Source organism: Sulfuriflexus mobilis, from assembly GCF_003967195.1.
Lineage (GTDB): Bacteria > Pseudomonadota > Gammaproteobacteria > AKS1 > AKS1 > Sulfuriflexus > Sulfuriflexus mobilis.
This window is the reverse complement of the sequence record NZ_AP018725.1, coordinates 737,860-752,086: the sequence shown is the minus strand read 5'-3', so window position 1 is coordinate 752,086 and position 14,227 is coordinate 737,860. Positions and strand designations below refer to the sequence as shown.

The following is a 14,227-nucleotide window of genomic DNA, read 5'->3' as shown; positions in this document are numbered from 1 at the left end:
TCACTCGATATTATTCAGTAAGGGCTTTTTCGCACACCCAGTTTATAAAACAGTACTGACAGAACCTGTTCAATAACAATAAATGCAGCAACCATCCCTATCACCTGCCCCCACCCCAGACTAAATTCCTCCATGAATAACCAGGCGGGCAGTAATGACTCCGGCACCTGATCCAGGAATAAAAATCTTGCCCCAGCCTTTTTGCCCAGGCGACGTTTAATGAAACTGGAAAACAGATCACCGGTCATCGCCAGGGAAGACACCTGAAGACCGGTTAAATAATCAAACCCCAGCAGTCTGGCCAGGAATATGGTGGCAATCGCCGAGGCGAACAGGCCGCGCCATGTTTTATGCTCACCGAAACAGCGTTGTTTGTCGGCCAACATCAGCCCAAAATCAACCGGCAATGAGGCCCGATGTTGGAACAGGTAACTGATAACTACAGGTGCCCCACTCGCGACTAATATGAGTAATAATAATTCAAGCATCATGTATTGTTCACACCCTGTTGCTCAAAATAAAGGCGGCTGAACCACTTTTCATGGTCCATACTATCAGACCCTGTGTGAGGGGCCATGATTTACGCTAAAGGGGCCCGCTAATGCGATTCTTAATAACGATATATGTCTCAAGACACGATGATTGTGCTGACATTGTATGCTGTACTTGTATATAAAGCCGTGAATTGTCCTGGAACATCTATAAAACTGCCCCATTAGTCAACTATAGGAGAATACTGAATACATGCCCGCCTGGCCGCTTGCGATCGTCACCCTCATCATTCTCGTCTGGTTTGCGAGCAGGTGGTTACGCGCGCGCAAGCGCCGTGCCTTGCTGGCCACGCCCCTGCCCGGCGACTGGCTCAGCATACTGAAACGGAATTTCCCCCTCTATGCATTACTGCCCGCTGCATTACAGAAACAACTGCACGGGCACATCCAGGTGTTTCTGCATGACAAGCAGTTTGTAGGGTGTGCGGGCCTGGAAGTGACGGATGAGATCCGGCTCACCATCGCGGCCCAGGCCTGTATGTTGTTGTTGAACCGTGAGACGGACTACTACCCCCTGCTCAGTACTATCCTTGTTTATCCGGACACCTATGTTGCGGAGGAAATCATCAGTGACGGCCTGGTCGTAACCCGGCAGAAAAAGGCGCGTTTGGGTGAGTCCTGGCGACGCGGCCCGGTGGTCTTGTCCTGGGGTGATGTCAGGCAGGGGGCCAGTGACCAGGGCGATGGGGATAATGTGGTATTACATGAATTCGCCCACCAGCTGGATCAGGAGAACCCGCAATCAGATGGCGCACCGTTACTGGCCAGACGTTCTCAATACACGGCCTGGGCACGTGTATTGAGCCGTGAGTATGCCGAACTACAGCGATTGGTTGAGCACCATCAAAAATCGCTCATTAATTCATACGGCGCAACCAACCCGGCAGAATTCTTTGCCGTCGTTACCGAAACATTCTTTGAACAACCACTGATCCTGAAGAAAGAAAAACCCGCGTTATACGAGGAACTTCGGGTGTTCTATAAAATAGACCCGGCTGACTGGTATTCATGAACCACCGCACCTCGATACTGCCGGAATAAACGGCTGCTGCTAAATTAATACGCAACACCAGTCCCTTATCAGACACTCTATGAATATCATGCTATGCTAAAAAGCAACAGAAAATACCGCATGATTGGCCCGCGTATTTTTTGATAAAACAACAACAAATGCACAAGGGGTGCCAACCATGCAGGAAAACATAACAACGGCAGAGTCTACTGCGCAACTACGTGAAATACCGCTACAGTTCAATGGCAAGGCCCGTGAGTACTTCGGGATTTGGATCGTCAACGTCTTGCTCACTATCCTCACCCTGGGGATTTATGCCCCCTGGGCCAAGGTGCGCACCAAGCGTTATTTTTACGGCAATACCTTGCTGGCCGATTCCACGTTTGATTTTGTTGCCAACCCTGTAGCCATCCTCAAGGGTTACCTTATCGCCCTCGGGTTCTATATCGCGTTTTCCGTTACCAGCGAGTTTTACCCGCAAGTCAGTATACTCTTCGTATTAGTATTTTTTCTGGTCTTGCCGTGGGTGGTAGTGCGCAGCATGGCGTTCCGGTTGGCAAATACCACCTATCGCAACATCCGTTTCAATTTCGAACGCGACTATGCCGATGCCTACAAGGTCTTTGTCGGCATCGGCCTGTTGATCCCATTAACCCTGGGTTTGATTTTTCCCTACTATCATTACCGGCAAAGTAAATTTGTCATCGACAAAAGCAGTTTTGGCCAGAGCCGTTTTGGCCTGAATGCGCCCGTCGGGGATTTTTACCTTATATATATCGCCATCTGGCTGTTATTCATGCTGCTCGGTGTTCTGATGGTGGCACTCGGCCCGATGCTGACCTTCCTGTTCCCGGAACTGGCCGGTGTCGAACAGGCCGTGGCAGACAGCCCGGACGTTGACCCTGAACAACAGACAACCGTCATCATGCTGACTTTTATCATCATAGGGATCATCTCGATTTTTTACATCGCGATCTTTGCCTACATGCAGACGGCCATTACCAACCTGTTGTGGAACAACATCAGCGTCGCAAAAAAGCGTTTTCGTTCAAAGCTGAAAACCGCCCGCATGATCTGGCTGTACTACAGTAACGCACTTGGCATCATCCTATCCTTCGGCCTGCTCATCCCCTGGGCGCGCATCCGCATGACACGCTACCGGGTCAGTTGCATGAGCGTGCTGTCTGAAGGTGAAATCGGTCACTTCATCGCCGGCGAACAGAGCCAGACCAGTGCCACCGGAGAGGAACTCGGTGAGGTCTTCGGGGTAGATATCGGCCTGTGAACACACTGTCTGCCAGCCGCTACGATGGCCACAGTTCGGCGAGCCAGCCCGTAACGCTCGCTATCTACGCGGATGGCACCATCAAGGTGAATGGTGAGGGCATTTCGCTGAGTTATTCACTCGATGATATCGACATCCCCGCGCAGGTCGGTGCCGTGCCTGCACGCCTGCAATTTCCGGATAACTCCCTGTGTGAGGTCACCGACTATCGGGCCTTGCGCGCGGCCCTGCCGGCCGCGCACAAGGGCGGCTTTCTCGATTGGGTACATCACTGGGAGAACAGTCTCAAGTATGCCTTGTTGGGCATGCTGCTGGCGATGGCAATCATCTGGGGCGGCGTTGAATACCTGTTGCCCGCGGCGGCGAAACACGTCGCAGAGCGTATCCCCCTGGAATGGGAAACCACCACGGGCGAACAGACCCTGGCGGCACTGGAAAGACTGGGGCTGCTCACCCCCACGCGGTTAAGCGAAGGGCGTCGACAGCATTTATTGCAGCAGTTCAATGCCGCCCTGCACAAGGCAGGCCGCGCCCCCCTGCCGCGTATCGAGTTTCGTCACAGCAAGGCCATCGGTGCCAACGCCCTGGCACTGCCTTCCGGTATCCTCGTGTTTACCGATGACATGGTAAAGATCGCAGAGGACGACCGTGAACTGCTCGGCATCCTCGGCCACGAACTCGGTCATGTCGAACACCGCCATGCCATGCGTCACGTCTTGCAGAATTCGGCCCTGGCACTGCTATTGATCATGATCACCGGTGACGTCGGCTCCGCCAGTTCCCTGGCTGCCACCCTGCCGACCCTGTTGGCACAGGCAAAGTATTCACGCCAGTTTGAGACCGAGGCGGATACCTTTGCCGTGAGCTTCATGCAACAACAGGGGCTGGATACCCGCTACCTGACCAGCATCCTGCAACGCCTTGGTGAGGAATACGGCGACAGCGACACCAGCGGTTACCTCGATAGCCACCCGGCTACGGCCGAGCGCGTGCTACGATTAACGGGCGGTTGAATAACAAGTTATCTGTCCACTTGATCTCACTGAGAGGCATTCATGAATCACACCTTGTCGATACAGGCAGGCAGCTAATGATAACCATTCATCAGGCATTCGCCATTAGCGGCTAGACTATCTCCCTGAGCGTGTGATGTCTGGTTGATGGCCAGTTGCATGCGTATCTGATCCTGTCGTTCATTGCGTTTGTATTTCAGGTAATCCTTTTTATCCATTTCATATAGCTGTGCGTGGTATCGCTCGGTAAGGTCAAACCAGTTATTGAGACGCGCTTCGAAACGCCCCCGTTCTGGCGTGCTCAAAGTATCCAGAAAGCTCTGGATAACAAAGTAATAACGGATGGCATTGCGCTCTATAACCCCACGAACACCATCCACATAAACCGGTTCACCATCATCATGTTTGTCGACTACGGTAAAACCGATTTTATCGCTGGCAAGTGTGGCGAAATAGCCTGTCATGGCAAGGCCGGTTATAAAACCATGATCATAGGAGTAACTGAAGTGGATAAATGTAGAAGACTCGCCAAGCGGTATCGCCTCGGCTGTAATTAAGTAGTTACCGGTATCGAGTGGTCCCTCTTCAGCATTAAGCGTTATATAAAAATAATCCTTTTGTTTGGCCCCCAGCTGGTAACGATAGTCCAGCAAGTAGACATCATCCGCCTTCTCATAAAACTTGCGGCCACTGTAGAGGGTAAGACGACACTCACCGTCAAGATGGCGATAGGTGCAGGCCTTGACATTCAGGTGTCTCGGTACCATTTCACACCAGTTCGCCGGCGTGCCGAGGGCATCGCGGACGGTGCTGAAGGCATGGGGGATAATACCAAAGACATCACCACGCATGGTGCCGTTATCGCCGTTTGACTCCACATGCACTGGAAGGCCGAAGACGTTATCTTGCAGAGTGGTTTCTATCTGCTCATATTTTTTTAGCAGCTTGTCTGCCCCGGCCTGGGCGAACGTGCTCAACAGCAACAGAGATCCCGCGAGGGCCCCAACCACAAGGTGACTAACCAGAGAGTGTAATACGTAACGCATGAAAATATAGGGTATGGGCAAGTGCGGGAGAATTCAATCCGGTCAAAAAAAGTGGCTATTTCTGGCTGGAGTCTATATTGGTGGTATCAGTAGCCTCCTACACGGTTTCGCCAAAATAAACGGCTTCAGAGGGCAATTATTTCCATAGGCTAAACAAGTACTCATGAATCACGCCGTGGCGATACTGAACGGGAATAAAGGCTACGCCCCTTTTATTCAGCATTTATGGTAGGCTGTGGAGTATCTACCCTACCCGCCAGCTTTGGCATTTCTCTTGCCCGATAGCGGAATATTCAATGCGGACTACACCCTTTGATGTTCAGTAGTTTGTAAAGCATTGTCAGACCATCATTAACCTTGAAGATTACCCACTAATTACCTGGAGCGAAAATCATGAGTAAAGAACAAAAAAGCAATAAAGAGAACAAGAAACAACCTGCCCTGAGCCCAAAAGAAAAGAAAGCGGCAAAGAAAGCCAAAAAGACCACCAAGAATTTTGGCGACTTATAAGACGCGTTAACGTTAGCTAGTACCTTTTACGTGCCGCCACTCTGTTTCGACTCGGCCTTTTTAACCCGAATCATGCTGTCGTCCACAAGCATGCCATTGAGGTTTTTCATCGCCGCCTTGGCTTCACCCGGTCTGGGCATCTCGATAAAGCCGAAACCCTTGGAATGGCCGGTATCTTTATCCATGACCAGCGTGCAGGACTGCACGGTACCATAACCCTCAAACAGGTCCCGAAGCGCCTTCTCAGTGGTGCTCGTGGCCAGATTGCGTATCAGTAGTTTCATGGGGTCACCGTATTAATATCAATTGTGGCGATTATACCGCCTACGACGGCAAACAGACGGGATTTTCTTGCCGGCACAGACATCCCCTCTCCCGCTAATCAGCGTAAGGGCAACAAAATAAGCGGAATAAAGGGCGTTGCACGGGCTTTTCAGCTACGATGTCTCTAGTCAGGCGCATAAAGGAATCAGGACAGTGGAAGGCATCAGTGATCTAAGAATTATCGGTATCGACGAAAGACGGCCGCCCATCATTCGCAAAGAACCCTACATCGACCTTTATTTCAAACTGACACACAAGGCCCCCGCAGATTGGTGCAACGCCTTTAACAGCCTGCTCGCCAAACACACCTCGACGCCGAAGATAAAGGCTGAGGAAGGCCTCTTTATCGAGGCCTGGGTCAGGTCACCCGATGCCATTGTTGAAATCCTCGACCTGCTCAAGAACACCGTCACCGAGTGCAACCGTCAATACATCGAGCGAATCGAACTCGCCGCCCGCAGCGCCGGCGATAACAATTCCTCGCTCGCGCAAGAGACTGGTGAACAAGGCCGTCTCAACGCCATCATCGCAGCACTGAATTTTGATGAGATAAAAATTCATTGAGGATAAAATTTTCAGATTTATCACCAAATTTGAGCATTAAAAAATAAAATAAAAAAGCCCGGCAACGCCGGGCTCTCTCATCAAATCATCATTCAGCAATCCGAAATCATCAATCCTGCTTCACCGGCTTCTTGATCCGCAGGCTCAACTCCTTCAGCTGCGCCTCGTTCACCTCTGACGGCGCATTGGTGAGCAGACAGTTGGCGCTCTGCGTCTTCGGAAAGGCCATGACTTCACGAATCGAATCGGCACCGGCCATGAGCATAACCAGGCGGTCGAGGCCGAAGGCGATACCGCCGTGTGGCGGGCAACCGTAGGCCAGGGCCTCGAGCAGGAAGCCGAACTTGTCGGTGGCCTCTTCATCACTAATACCAAGTAATTTAAATACTGTCGCCTGCATCTCGGCGTCGTGGATACGCACGGAGCCGCCACCGACTTCACTGCCGTTGAGGATCATATCGTAGGCACGCGACAGGGCCTTGGCCGGCTCGGCCTGCAGTTCTTCAACACTGCAACTTGGCGCGGTGAAGGGGTGATGCAGGGCATTCAGGCGACCGCTGGCCGGGTCTTTCTCGAACATCGGGAAATCGACCACCCACAGCGGGCGCCAGCCCTCTTCAACCAGGCCGGTATCGTGACCGAGCTTGATACGCAGGGCGCCGAGTGCCTCATTGACGATATGGGCCTTGTCGGCACCGAAGAACACCAGGTCACCGTTCTCGGCACCGGTGCGCTGCATAATGCCCTCGATGGTGGCATCGGGCAGGAATTTCAGGATCGGTGACTGCAGGCCCTCGCGACCGGCGGCGATATCGTTAACCTTAATATAGGCCAGACCCCGGGCACCGTAGATGCTGACGTACTTGGTGTAATCATCAATGTGCTTGCGCGACAGCTCGCTGCCCTTGGGTAGGCGCAGCGCGGCGACGCGGCCTTCCGGGTCGGCGGCCGGACCGGCAAAAACCTTGAATTCGACACCCTGCATGAGGTCGTCGACATCGACCAGTTCCAGTGGGATGCGCAGGTCCGGCTTGTCGACACCGAAGCGGCGGATGGCCTCTGCGTGCGTCATGCGCGGGAAGGGCTTGGCCAGTTGCACACCGAGCACGCGGTCGAAGACGTTGCGGATCATGTCTTCGTTGATCTGCATAATCGCCTCCTCGTCCATGAACGAGGTCTCGATATCGAGCTGGGTGAATTCCGGCTGGCGGTCGGCGCGCAGGTCTTCATCACGGAAGCAGCGCACGATCTGGTAATAACGGTCCATGCCGGAGACCATAAGCAGCTGTTTGAACAGCTGCGGCGACTGCGGCAGGGCAAAAAACTCGCCACTGTGGGTACGGCTCGGCACGAGGTAGTCACGCGCGCCCTCCGGGGTGGCCTTGGTCAGGATCGGGGTCTCAATATCCATAAAGCCGTTGGCATCCAGCTGTTCACGCAGGGCACGGGTCACCTCGGAGCGCAGGCGCAGGTTGCGCAGCATGACCGGACGGCGCAGGTCGATATAACGGTAACGCAGGCGCACCTCTTCCCGGACCTCGCTCTCTTCGTCGAGCAGGAACGGCGGGGTCTTGGCGGTGTTGAGGATCTCGAGTTCCTTGCCCAGCACCTCGATCTTGCCACTGGCCAGGTCTTCGTTGACGGTGCCTTCAGGACGGTGACGTACCAGGCCCTTTATGCGAAGTACATACTCACTACGGGCAGTCTCAGCACTGGCAAAGGCGGCCTCGGTGTCCGGGTCGATGACGACCTGGACCAGGCCCTCGCGGTCACGCAGGTCGATAAAGATGACGCCACCGTGGTCACGACGACGGTGTACCCAGCCGCACAGCTCCACCGTGGAGTCGATGAGGCTCTCGTTAACGTGGCCGCAATAATGAGTTCGCATTGGATTTTTCCCAGACCTTGTGAAGGGCCGGAATCTTAAGGGGTTGCAGGCCGTTATGCAATATCTGCCGGGAGTTTCTGCGGTTTTTCAATCGGCCACTTCGGCTCGACCATGCCCAGCGAGATGATCATTTTCAGCGCCTCGTCGACGCTCATCTCCAATTCGACCACATCTTTAGTTGGTACGAGGATGATAAAGCCCGAGGTCGGGTTCGGTGTGGTGGGGATAAACACCGTGGTGACCTCCTCGCCGGTGCGCTCCTGTACCTCACCGGCACTGCTGCCGGTCTGGAAGGCCAGGGTATATAGCCCCTTGCGTGGGTACTCGATGAGCAGCACCTTGCGGAAGGACTTGCCGGAGGAGGAAAATACGGTCTCGGCGATCTGCTTGGCACCCTGATAGATCGGCCGTACCAGCGGGATGCGCCCGAGCAGGGACTCCCACATGGCGACCAGCTGACGGCCAAACAGGTTGGCGGCCAGCAGCCCGGTGACCACGACCACAATGAACATGGCCACCAGGGCCAGGATGACATTGAGATAGGGGATCTCCAGCCCAAGCAGGGCCTCGGGGTGGTAGGCCGGCGGCACCAGTTCAAGCAGGTTCTCGACCAGCCCGACCAGCAGCTTAAAGACCAGCAGGGTCACACCGAGCGGCAACCAGACGAGTAGACCGGCGATGAGGTAACGGCGAATCATACGGCCGGCCTAACTACTACTGCTCGAGGTCTTGCTATCGCCTGAGGCCTTGCCGTCGCCAGCGACGTTTTTCTTACCACCACTCTTGAAATCGGTCTCATACCAGCCGCCGCCCTTGAGGCGAAAACCGGCCGCGGATATCTGCTTTTGTAGTGTAGCCTTGCCACACACCGGGCAATCCGTCAGCGGGGCATCACTCATTTTCTGCAAGGCCTCCATCGTGTGGCCGCACTCAGTACACGCGTATTCATAAATCGGCATGGTTTATTCCTGTCCAACAAAAATTATCACTCTTCCCGTGTTCGGGGTTTATGGGGGCGGCCTATCCGCTTTTCAACGCAGGGTTTCGCTCCCGGCGAGCCTGTCACGGCCAATTATAACGAAGTTTTGCCCACAAACCTGTTTGATCTTGCCTGACAGCCGGATAAATACCCTGCCGCGGCGGTTGTCGCTACCACGGTCCCGGCATTTCGGTACAATGCCCGGGCACGTAATGAAGGAATGGGATGATGTTATACGGCGGTCGGGCCACGCGCCTCCCCACAGATGATCGAAATGACGTGAATACAATTCGCGCCCTGCTCCCCTACCTCTGGGACTACCGCGGCCGTGTATTACTGGCCCTGCTGGCCCTGATCCTGGCCAAGGGCGCGAATGTCGCCGTGCCTCTGGCACTGAAGGGAATTGTTGACGTCCTGGACCAACCCGAGGGGCAACAACTGGTCTTGCCCGTTGTGCTGCTGCTCACCTATGGGCTGTTGCGCCTGTCCAGCTCCCTATTTAACGAGGTGCGCGATGCCGTGTTCGCCCGTGTGCGCCACGGCGCCATGAGCAAGGTCGCCTGCAATGTCCTTGGCCACATGCACAACCTCTCGCTGCGCTTTCACCTCGACCGCAAGACCGGTGCGATCTCACGCGACATCGACCGCGGCACCCGCGCGGTCAGTTCGCTGCTGAATTATCTGGTCTTCAGTATCCTGCCGACCCTGGTGGAAATCACCCTGATCACCGGCATCCTGCTGTATCAATACGATATCTGGTTTGTGATCATTACCGCCGTCAGCGTTGGCGCCTACATGCTGTTCACCTTTTATATTACCGAGTGGCGCATGAAGTACCGCATTGAAATGAACCGTGCTGACTCGCAGGCCAACACGCGAGCCATCGACAGCCTGATCAATTACGAGACGGTAAAGTACTTTGGTAATGAGGCCCACGAGATGCGGCGTTACACCAAGACCATCGGTGAGTGGGAAGATGCGGCGGTAAAGAGCCAGACCACGCTGTCTTCACTAAACTTCGGCCAGGCCGCCATCATCACCAGTGCCGTCACTGCGATCATGTTTCTTGCCAGCCAGGGCGTGATCGATGGCTCGATGAGCCTCGGTGACCTGGTGCTGGTGAATGCCTTTTTGATCCAGTTATTCATCCCGCTCGGCTTTCTTGGCATTGTTTACAGCCAGCTCAAACACGCCCTCTCCGATATGGAACTCATGTTCCGCATCATCGACGAGAAACCCGAGATTGAAGATAGCGAGACAGCGACGGAACTGGATGTCGGTGACGGTGAGATCCGTTTTGAGCACGTCAGTTTCCATTATACGCCTGAGCGCGAGATCCTCAGTGATATTGATTTCACTATTCGCCCCGGGCAAAAGCTCGCCGTTGTGGGACAAAGCGGGGCCGGCAAGTCGACCCTGTCACGGCTGCTGTTCCGTTTTTATGATGTCGATGAGGGCCGCGTCCTCATTAATGGCCAGGACGTGCGCGACGTCACCCAACTAAGTCTGCGCCGGGCCATTGGTATCGTGCCGCAAGATACGGTGCTATTTAATGACAGCCTGTATTACAACATCGCCTATGCCAACCCGGAGGCGACACGTGAAGAGATCATCCGTGCCGCGGAACTCGCCCACATCGATCACTTTATCCAGTCGCTGCCCGATGGCTATGAGACTGTCGTCGGTGAACGCGGCCTGAAACTCTCCGGTGGCGAGAAACAACGTGTGGCGATCGCACGCACCATTTTAAAAAATCCCAAGATACTCGTCTTCGACGAGGCAACCTCGAGCCTCGATTCCGCCTCGGAGCAAACCATCCTCGAGGCCCTACACGAGGTCGCAGAAGACCACACCACGCTGGTGATCGCACACCGACTTTCAACCGTCGTCGATGCCGACCAGATCCTGGTCATGGATGCGGGGCATATTGTTGAGCGCGGTACCCACAAGGAACTGCTGGCCGCCCAGGGCCGTTATGCCCACATGTGGGAACTGCAACAACAGGATCGCGGCGAGGCCACCACAGCCGCCAAGGCGACCACACCGTGAACCATCAACCCGCCCCCCTGCAATTCGGCCTGGCCTTTGCCTTCCTGATATTTTTTATCACCATCGTCCAGATCGGCATCCTGCGTATCGCCTTTGATAAGCTCGGGCTGACCCAACAAGGGGCCTACCTGCTGTTATTCGCCTCGTTATTCGGCAGCCTGATCAACCTGCCCTTGTTCAGCATCCGCAGTGATGCCAAACAGGCCGCGCCGGTGCCGGATATTTACCGTCAGCTGTTACACAAGGCCATGCCCGAGTTCAAAGGCCGCACCCTGATCGCCGTCAACGTCGGCGGCGCGATCGTGCCCAGCCTGTTTAGTGTTTACCTGGTCCTGACCCGCGGTGTGGATTTTTTCACCATCGTCATAGCCACCCTTATCATCACCCTGATTTGCCGTTTCATCAGTCGGCCCCTGCCGGGCATAGGTATTGGTATGCCAATCTTTATTGCACCGATCAGCGCCGCCCTGGTGGCCCTGTTACTGGCCCCGGAACACAGCCCGGTACTGGCCTATGTCAGTGGCACCCTGGGGGTCTTGCTCGGCGCCGACCTGTTGCGTTTCAAGGACATTCGTACGCTGGGCACACCCATTGCCTCAATCGGTGGTGCCGGGACCTTTGACGGTATCTTTATCACCGGTATTGTCGCGGTGCTGCTGGCCTGATCAGGTCTGGCCTCGTTATACTCCAGGCATGAACAGCAATAACAAAAGCATACTCATTACCGGTTGCTCGAGTGGTATTGGCCTGTGCGTTGCCGAGGGTCTGCAACAACGTGGCTACCGCGTGTTTGCCACGGCCCGCCGCCTCGCCGATGTCGAGAGGCTCACCGAGCGAGGCCTCGAGGCACTGGTGCTAGACGTCAGCGATGATGACTCGATCGACGAGGCCGTTGAAGAAATCCTCTCCCGCACCGGCGGCACACTCTACGCCCTGTTTAATAACGGTGCCTATCAGCAACCCGGTGCCGTGGAAGACCTGAGCCGTGAGGCCCTGCGCGCCCAGTTTGAGACCAACCTGTTTGGCTGGCATGCCCTGACTCGCAAACTCATCCCGGTGATGCGCCAACAGGGCGGTGGCCGCATTATCCAGAACAGCTCCGTGCTCGGTCTTGTCGTCCTGCCCTTGCGGGGTGCCTATAACGCCAGCAAGTTTGCCCTCGAGGGCCTGGCAGATACCCTGCGACTGGAACTGGCGGGCACGAATATTCATGTCTCGCTGATCGAGCCCGGGCCTATTCGCAGCAAATTTCGTGATAATGCGCATGCTGCCTTCAAAAAACACATCGATGCGGAAAACAGTGTTTACCGCGAGCACTATGCGGCCATGGAAGAACGCCTGCAAAAAGAGGGAGATGCCGCACCCTTCACCCTGCCGCCCGAGGCCGTGCTCAGACGCGTCATCCATGCCCTGGAGAGCAAACGCCCACAGGTCCGTTACTATGTCACCTTCCCGACCTACCTGTTCGGCACCCTGCGCCGTCTATTGCCTTATCGCTGGCTGGATCGCCTGCTGTTAAAGGTCTCTGGCGGTGGTAGTCGTTAACCGGTCCGCCAAAATAAAACCCTCAAGTTTAGCCGGTGCATGCGGCTATATAATGGACAATCCCTTTTGTTACTGACCACTATGGATGCTGCGGAAATCGTTAAAGACGTTAACCGGCTGGTTTCACTGCCCGAGGTCTGTCATCGTCTGAATGAATTGCTCGAAGACCCACGCAAGAATATTTCCGATATTGCACGCCTCATCGCCCAGGATGCAGACCTGACCGCGCGCCTGCTGAAGATCGCCAACAGCTCCATGTATGGCTTTAGCGGCCGCATTACCAGCCTCGAACGTGCCATCTCCGTGATCGGCACCAGTGAACTGCTCATTCTGGTACTGGCGACGTCTTCAATAATGACCTTCCCGAAGATCCCCGGTGAATTTTTCAACATGGCCTCGTTCTGGCGACACAGTGTCTATTGCGGGGTCGTTGCCCGCCTGCTTGCCAAACGCTGTCATGTACTCCACCCCGAGCGCCTGTTTATTGCCGGGCTACTGCATGATATTGGCCTGCTCGCCCTGTGTGTGAGCCGTGCCGACCTGGCCCGCAAGGTCCTGGATACGGTGCACGAAAGTGGTCAGGCCTTACACGTCATTGAACAAATACAACTGGGTTTTGACCACACGGATATCGGTAGCGAATTGCTGAAAAAATGGGGTTTACCGGAAGGCCTGCAGGATGCCGTGAACGGTCACCACCAACCCGGCCTGGCCCGGCAAAGCCCACTGGATGCAGCGATCATCCATATCGCCACCGCGTTTACCCACATCGCCGAAGACCACGAGGACGACAACGCACTGCACCACGTCGACCCGATTGCCTGGCAGCTCAGCGGGCTGGATGCCTCGGTGATGGATGAGGTGCTGCGCGAGGCCGGACCAGAGTTTGATGAGTTGCTGGGTATTATCCTGCCCAGTCACTATAACTAGCGGGGTCTTCAAAAACGCGGTGGGTCGAGATGCAGCGCATAACTGCGGCGCAGGTGGCCATTGCGGTTACTCACCTCAAGCACAAATTCCATTACCGGCTCCCGTACCGGCTGCTGCGAGGTCAGACGGATCACAAACTGGCCATCCACATTGCGTACCACCTTGAAACGAATGCGGTTCAGCATATGCGACTTGTCGATACCGGCCTGCGCATGCACCGCATGGCTGGCCAGCCCGACCTCGGCATCAAGCAGGCTAACGGGGTCGTTATCATAAAGGGGGATCTCTGCCTGCAAGGGCTGATTAAGCGCCGAGGCCACTTTTATCTCACCGAGAGACAGCGCATAAACCGGCCCCGAGAACATGCCGAATAGCAGTATCAGGAAGCATTTTTTTCTCGTTACCCGCATAGCCAACTCCTTTCGACATAACCGGCAGACAGATATAACCGGTCTGATGATAGTTTTCTGAAAAGCCTGTCACAGTTCCGACTGACTTGCAATTTTCTCCATTTCTGACAGTCTCTTATGC

The 14,227-nt window shown here is 55.0% G+C and carries 15 protein-coding genes; 8 read left to right on the top strand and 7 right to left on the bottom strand.

What is annotated here, in order from left to right; all coding sequences use genetic code 11:
- Window positions 1–14 precede the first annotated feature (14 nt).
- On the bottom strand, window positions 15–491 hold the full coding sequence (locus EL386_RS03895) for a CDP-archaeol synthase (protein ID WP_126453620.1): 477 nt from the start codon (window positions 489–491) through the stop codon (window positions 15–17).
- 253 nt (window positions 492–744) lie between these two features.
- Here EL386_RS03895 and EL386_RS03890 point away from each other — a divergent pair, with 253 nt between their 5' ends.
- The 3 genes from EL386_RS03890 to EL386_RS03880 all read left to right on the top strand — a co-directional run bounded on the left by EL386_RS03890 (window position 745) and on the right by EL386_RS03880 (window position 3,861).
- Window positions 745–1,563, top strand: a complete 819-nt coding sequence (locus EL386_RS03890; protein WP_126453618.1) for a M90 family metallopeptidase — start codon at window positions 745–747, stop codon at window positions 1,561–1,563.
- Between the two features lie 178 nt (window positions 1,564–1,741).
- On the top strand, window positions 1,742–2,848 hold the full coding sequence (locus EL386_RS03885) for a YjgN family protein (RefSeq protein ID WP_126453616.1): 1,107 nt from the start codon (window positions 1,742–1,744) through the stop codon (window positions 2,846–2,848).
- On the top strand, window positions 2,845–3,861 hold the full coding sequence (locus EL386_RS03880; protein WP_126453614.1) for a M48 family metallopeptidase: 1,017 nt from the start codon (window positions 2,845–2,847) through the stop codon (window positions 3,859–3,861). Before EL386_RS03885 ends, EL386_RS03880 begins: the two co-directional genes overlap by 4 nt.
- 74 nt (window positions 3,862–3,935) lie before the next feature.
- Here the strand turns inward: EL386_RS03880 and EL386_RS03875 are convergent, their stop codons facing one another.
- Together EL386_RS03875 and EL386_RS03870 are read right to left on the bottom strand one after the other, a co-directional pair.
- On the bottom strand, window positions 3,936–4,838 hold the full coding sequence (locus tag EL386_RS03875) for a hypothetical protein (protein ID WP_126453612.1): 903 nt from the start codon (window positions 4,836–4,838) through the stop codon (window positions 3,936–3,938).
- Window positions 4,839–5,443: 605 nt separating this feature from the next.
- Entirely contained in the window at window positions 5,444–5,701 is a 258-nt protein-coding gene (locus tag EL386_RS03870; protein WP_126453610.1) for an RNA recognition motif domain-containing protein, read from the bottom strand.
- Between the two features lie 193 nt (window positions 5,702–5,894).
- Between EL386_RS03870 and EL386_RS03865 the strand changes: the two genes are divergently transcribed.
- Window positions 5,895–6,305: a hypothetical protein gene (locus EL386_RS03865; protein WP_126453608.1), complete on the top strand. Its 411-nt coding sequence runs from the start codon at window positions 5,895–5,897 to the stop codon at window positions 6,303–6,305.
- 109 nt (window positions 6,306–6,414) lie between these two features.
- Here EL386_RS03865 and aspS read toward each other — a convergent pair whose 3' ends face one another.
- Genes aspS through EL386_RS03850 form a run of 3 tightly spaced genes read right to left on the bottom strand, consistent with a single transcriptional unit; the run spans window position 6,415 to window position 9,152 of the window.
- On the bottom strand, window positions 6,415–8,193 hold the full coding sequence (gene aspS / locus EL386_RS03860) for an aspartate--tRNA ligase (protein ID WP_126453606.1): 1,779 nt from the start codon (window positions 8,191–8,193) through the stop codon (window positions 6,415–6,417).
- 53 nt (window positions 8,194–8,246) lie between these two features.
- Window positions 8,247–8,891: a DUF502 domain-containing protein gene (locus tag EL386_RS03855; RefSeq protein ID WP_126453604.1), complete on the bottom strand. Its 645-nt coding sequence runs from the start codon at window positions 8,889–8,891 to the stop codon at window positions 8,247–8,249.
- 9 nt (window positions 8,892–8,900) lie between these two features.
- The gene (locus tag EL386_RS03850) at window positions 8,901–9,152 is read right to left on the bottom strand and encodes an FmdB family zinc ribbon protein (RefSeq protein WP_126453602.1); all 252 of its coding nucleotides are present in this window, start codon (window positions 9,150–9,152) and stop codon (window positions 8,901–8,903) included.
- Between the two features lie 248 nt (window positions 9,153–9,400).
- Here EL386_RS03850 and EL386_RS03845 point away from each other — a divergent pair, with 248 nt between their 5' ends.
- From EL386_RS03845 to EL386_RS03830, 4 genes are all read left to right on the top strand, one after another.
- Entirely contained in the window at window positions 9,401–11,221 is a 1,821-nt protein-coding gene (locus EL386_RS03845; protein WP_126457217.1) for an ABCB family ABC transporter ATP-binding protein/permease, read from the top strand.
- A complete protein-coding gene (locus EL386_RS03840; protein ID WP_172597609.1) occupies window positions 11,218–11,886 on the top strand; it encodes a DUF1614 domain-containing protein in 669 nt (222 codons plus the stop codon). Before EL386_RS03845 ends, EL386_RS03840 begins: the two co-directional genes overlap by 4 nt.
- Before the next feature lie 28 nt (window positions 11,887–11,914).
- Window positions 11,915–12,766: an SDR family oxidoreductase gene (locus EL386_RS03835; protein WP_126453600.1), complete on the top strand. Its 852-nt coding sequence runs from the start codon at window positions 11,915–11,917 to the stop codon at window positions 12,764–12,766.
- Window positions 12,767–12,832: 66 nt separating this feature from the next.
- Window positions 12,833–13,696 carry an HDOD domain-containing protein gene (locus EL386_RS03830; protein WP_172597608.1) on the top strand — a complete coding sequence of 288 codons (864 nt, stop codon included), beginning with the start codon at window positions 12,833–12,835 and terminating at the stop codon, window positions 13,694–13,696.
- 8 nt (window positions 13,697–13,704) lie between these two features.
- Here the strand turns inward: EL386_RS03830 and EL386_RS03825 are convergent, their stop codons facing one another.
- Complete coding sequence (locus EL386_RS03825; protein ID WP_126453596.1) at window positions 13,705–14,106, bottom strand: type IV pilus assembly protein FimV; 402 nt, start codon at window positions 14,104–14,106, stop codon at window positions 13,705–13,707.
- Window positions 14,107–14,227: the final 121 nt, after the last annotated feature.

What these genes read in the sequence shown, in the direction of transcription:
- EL386_RS03895 (WP_126453620.1), bottom strand. Translation starts at nt 491, where the DNA reads ATGATGCTTGAATTATTATTACTCATATTAGTCGCGAGTGGGGCACCT.
- EL386_RS03835 (WP_126453600.1), top strand. Translation starts at nt 11,915, where the DNA reads ATGAACAGCAATAACAAAAGCATACTCATTACCGGTTGCTCGAGTGGT.
- EL386_RS03885 (WP_126453616.1), top strand. Translation starts at nt 1,742, where the DNA reads ATGCAGGAAAACATAACAACGGCAGAGTCTACTGCGCAACTACGTGAA.
- EL386_RS03845 (WP_126457217.1), top strand. Translation starts at nt 9,401, where the DNA reads ATGTTATACGGCGGTCGGGCCACGCGCCTCCCCACAGATGATCGAAAT.
- EL386_RS03850 (WP_126453602.1), bottom strand. Translation starts at nt 9,152, where the DNA reads ATGCCGATTTATGAATACGCGTGTACTGAGTGCGGCCACACGATGGAG.
- EL386_RS03825 (WP_126453596.1), bottom strand. Translation starts at nt 14,106, where the DNA reads ATGCGGGTAACGAGAAAAAAATGCTTCCTGATACTGCTATTCGGCATG.
- aspS (WP_126453606.1), bottom strand. Translation starts at nt 8,193, where the DNA reads ATGCGAACTCATTATTGCGGCCACGTTAACGAGAGCCTCATCGACTCC.
- EL386_RS03870 (WP_126453610.1), bottom strand. Translation starts at nt 5,701, where the DNA reads ATGAAACTACTGATACGCAATCTGGCCACGAGCACCACTGAGAAGGCG.
- EL386_RS03890 (WP_126453618.1), top strand. Translation starts at nt 745, where the DNA reads ATGCCCGCCTGGCCGCTTGCGATCGTCACCCTCATCATTCTCGTCTGG.
- EL386_RS03855 (WP_126453604.1), bottom strand. Translation starts at nt 8,891, where the DNA reads ATGATTCGCCGTTACCTCATCGCCGGTCTACTCGTCTGGTTGCCGCTC.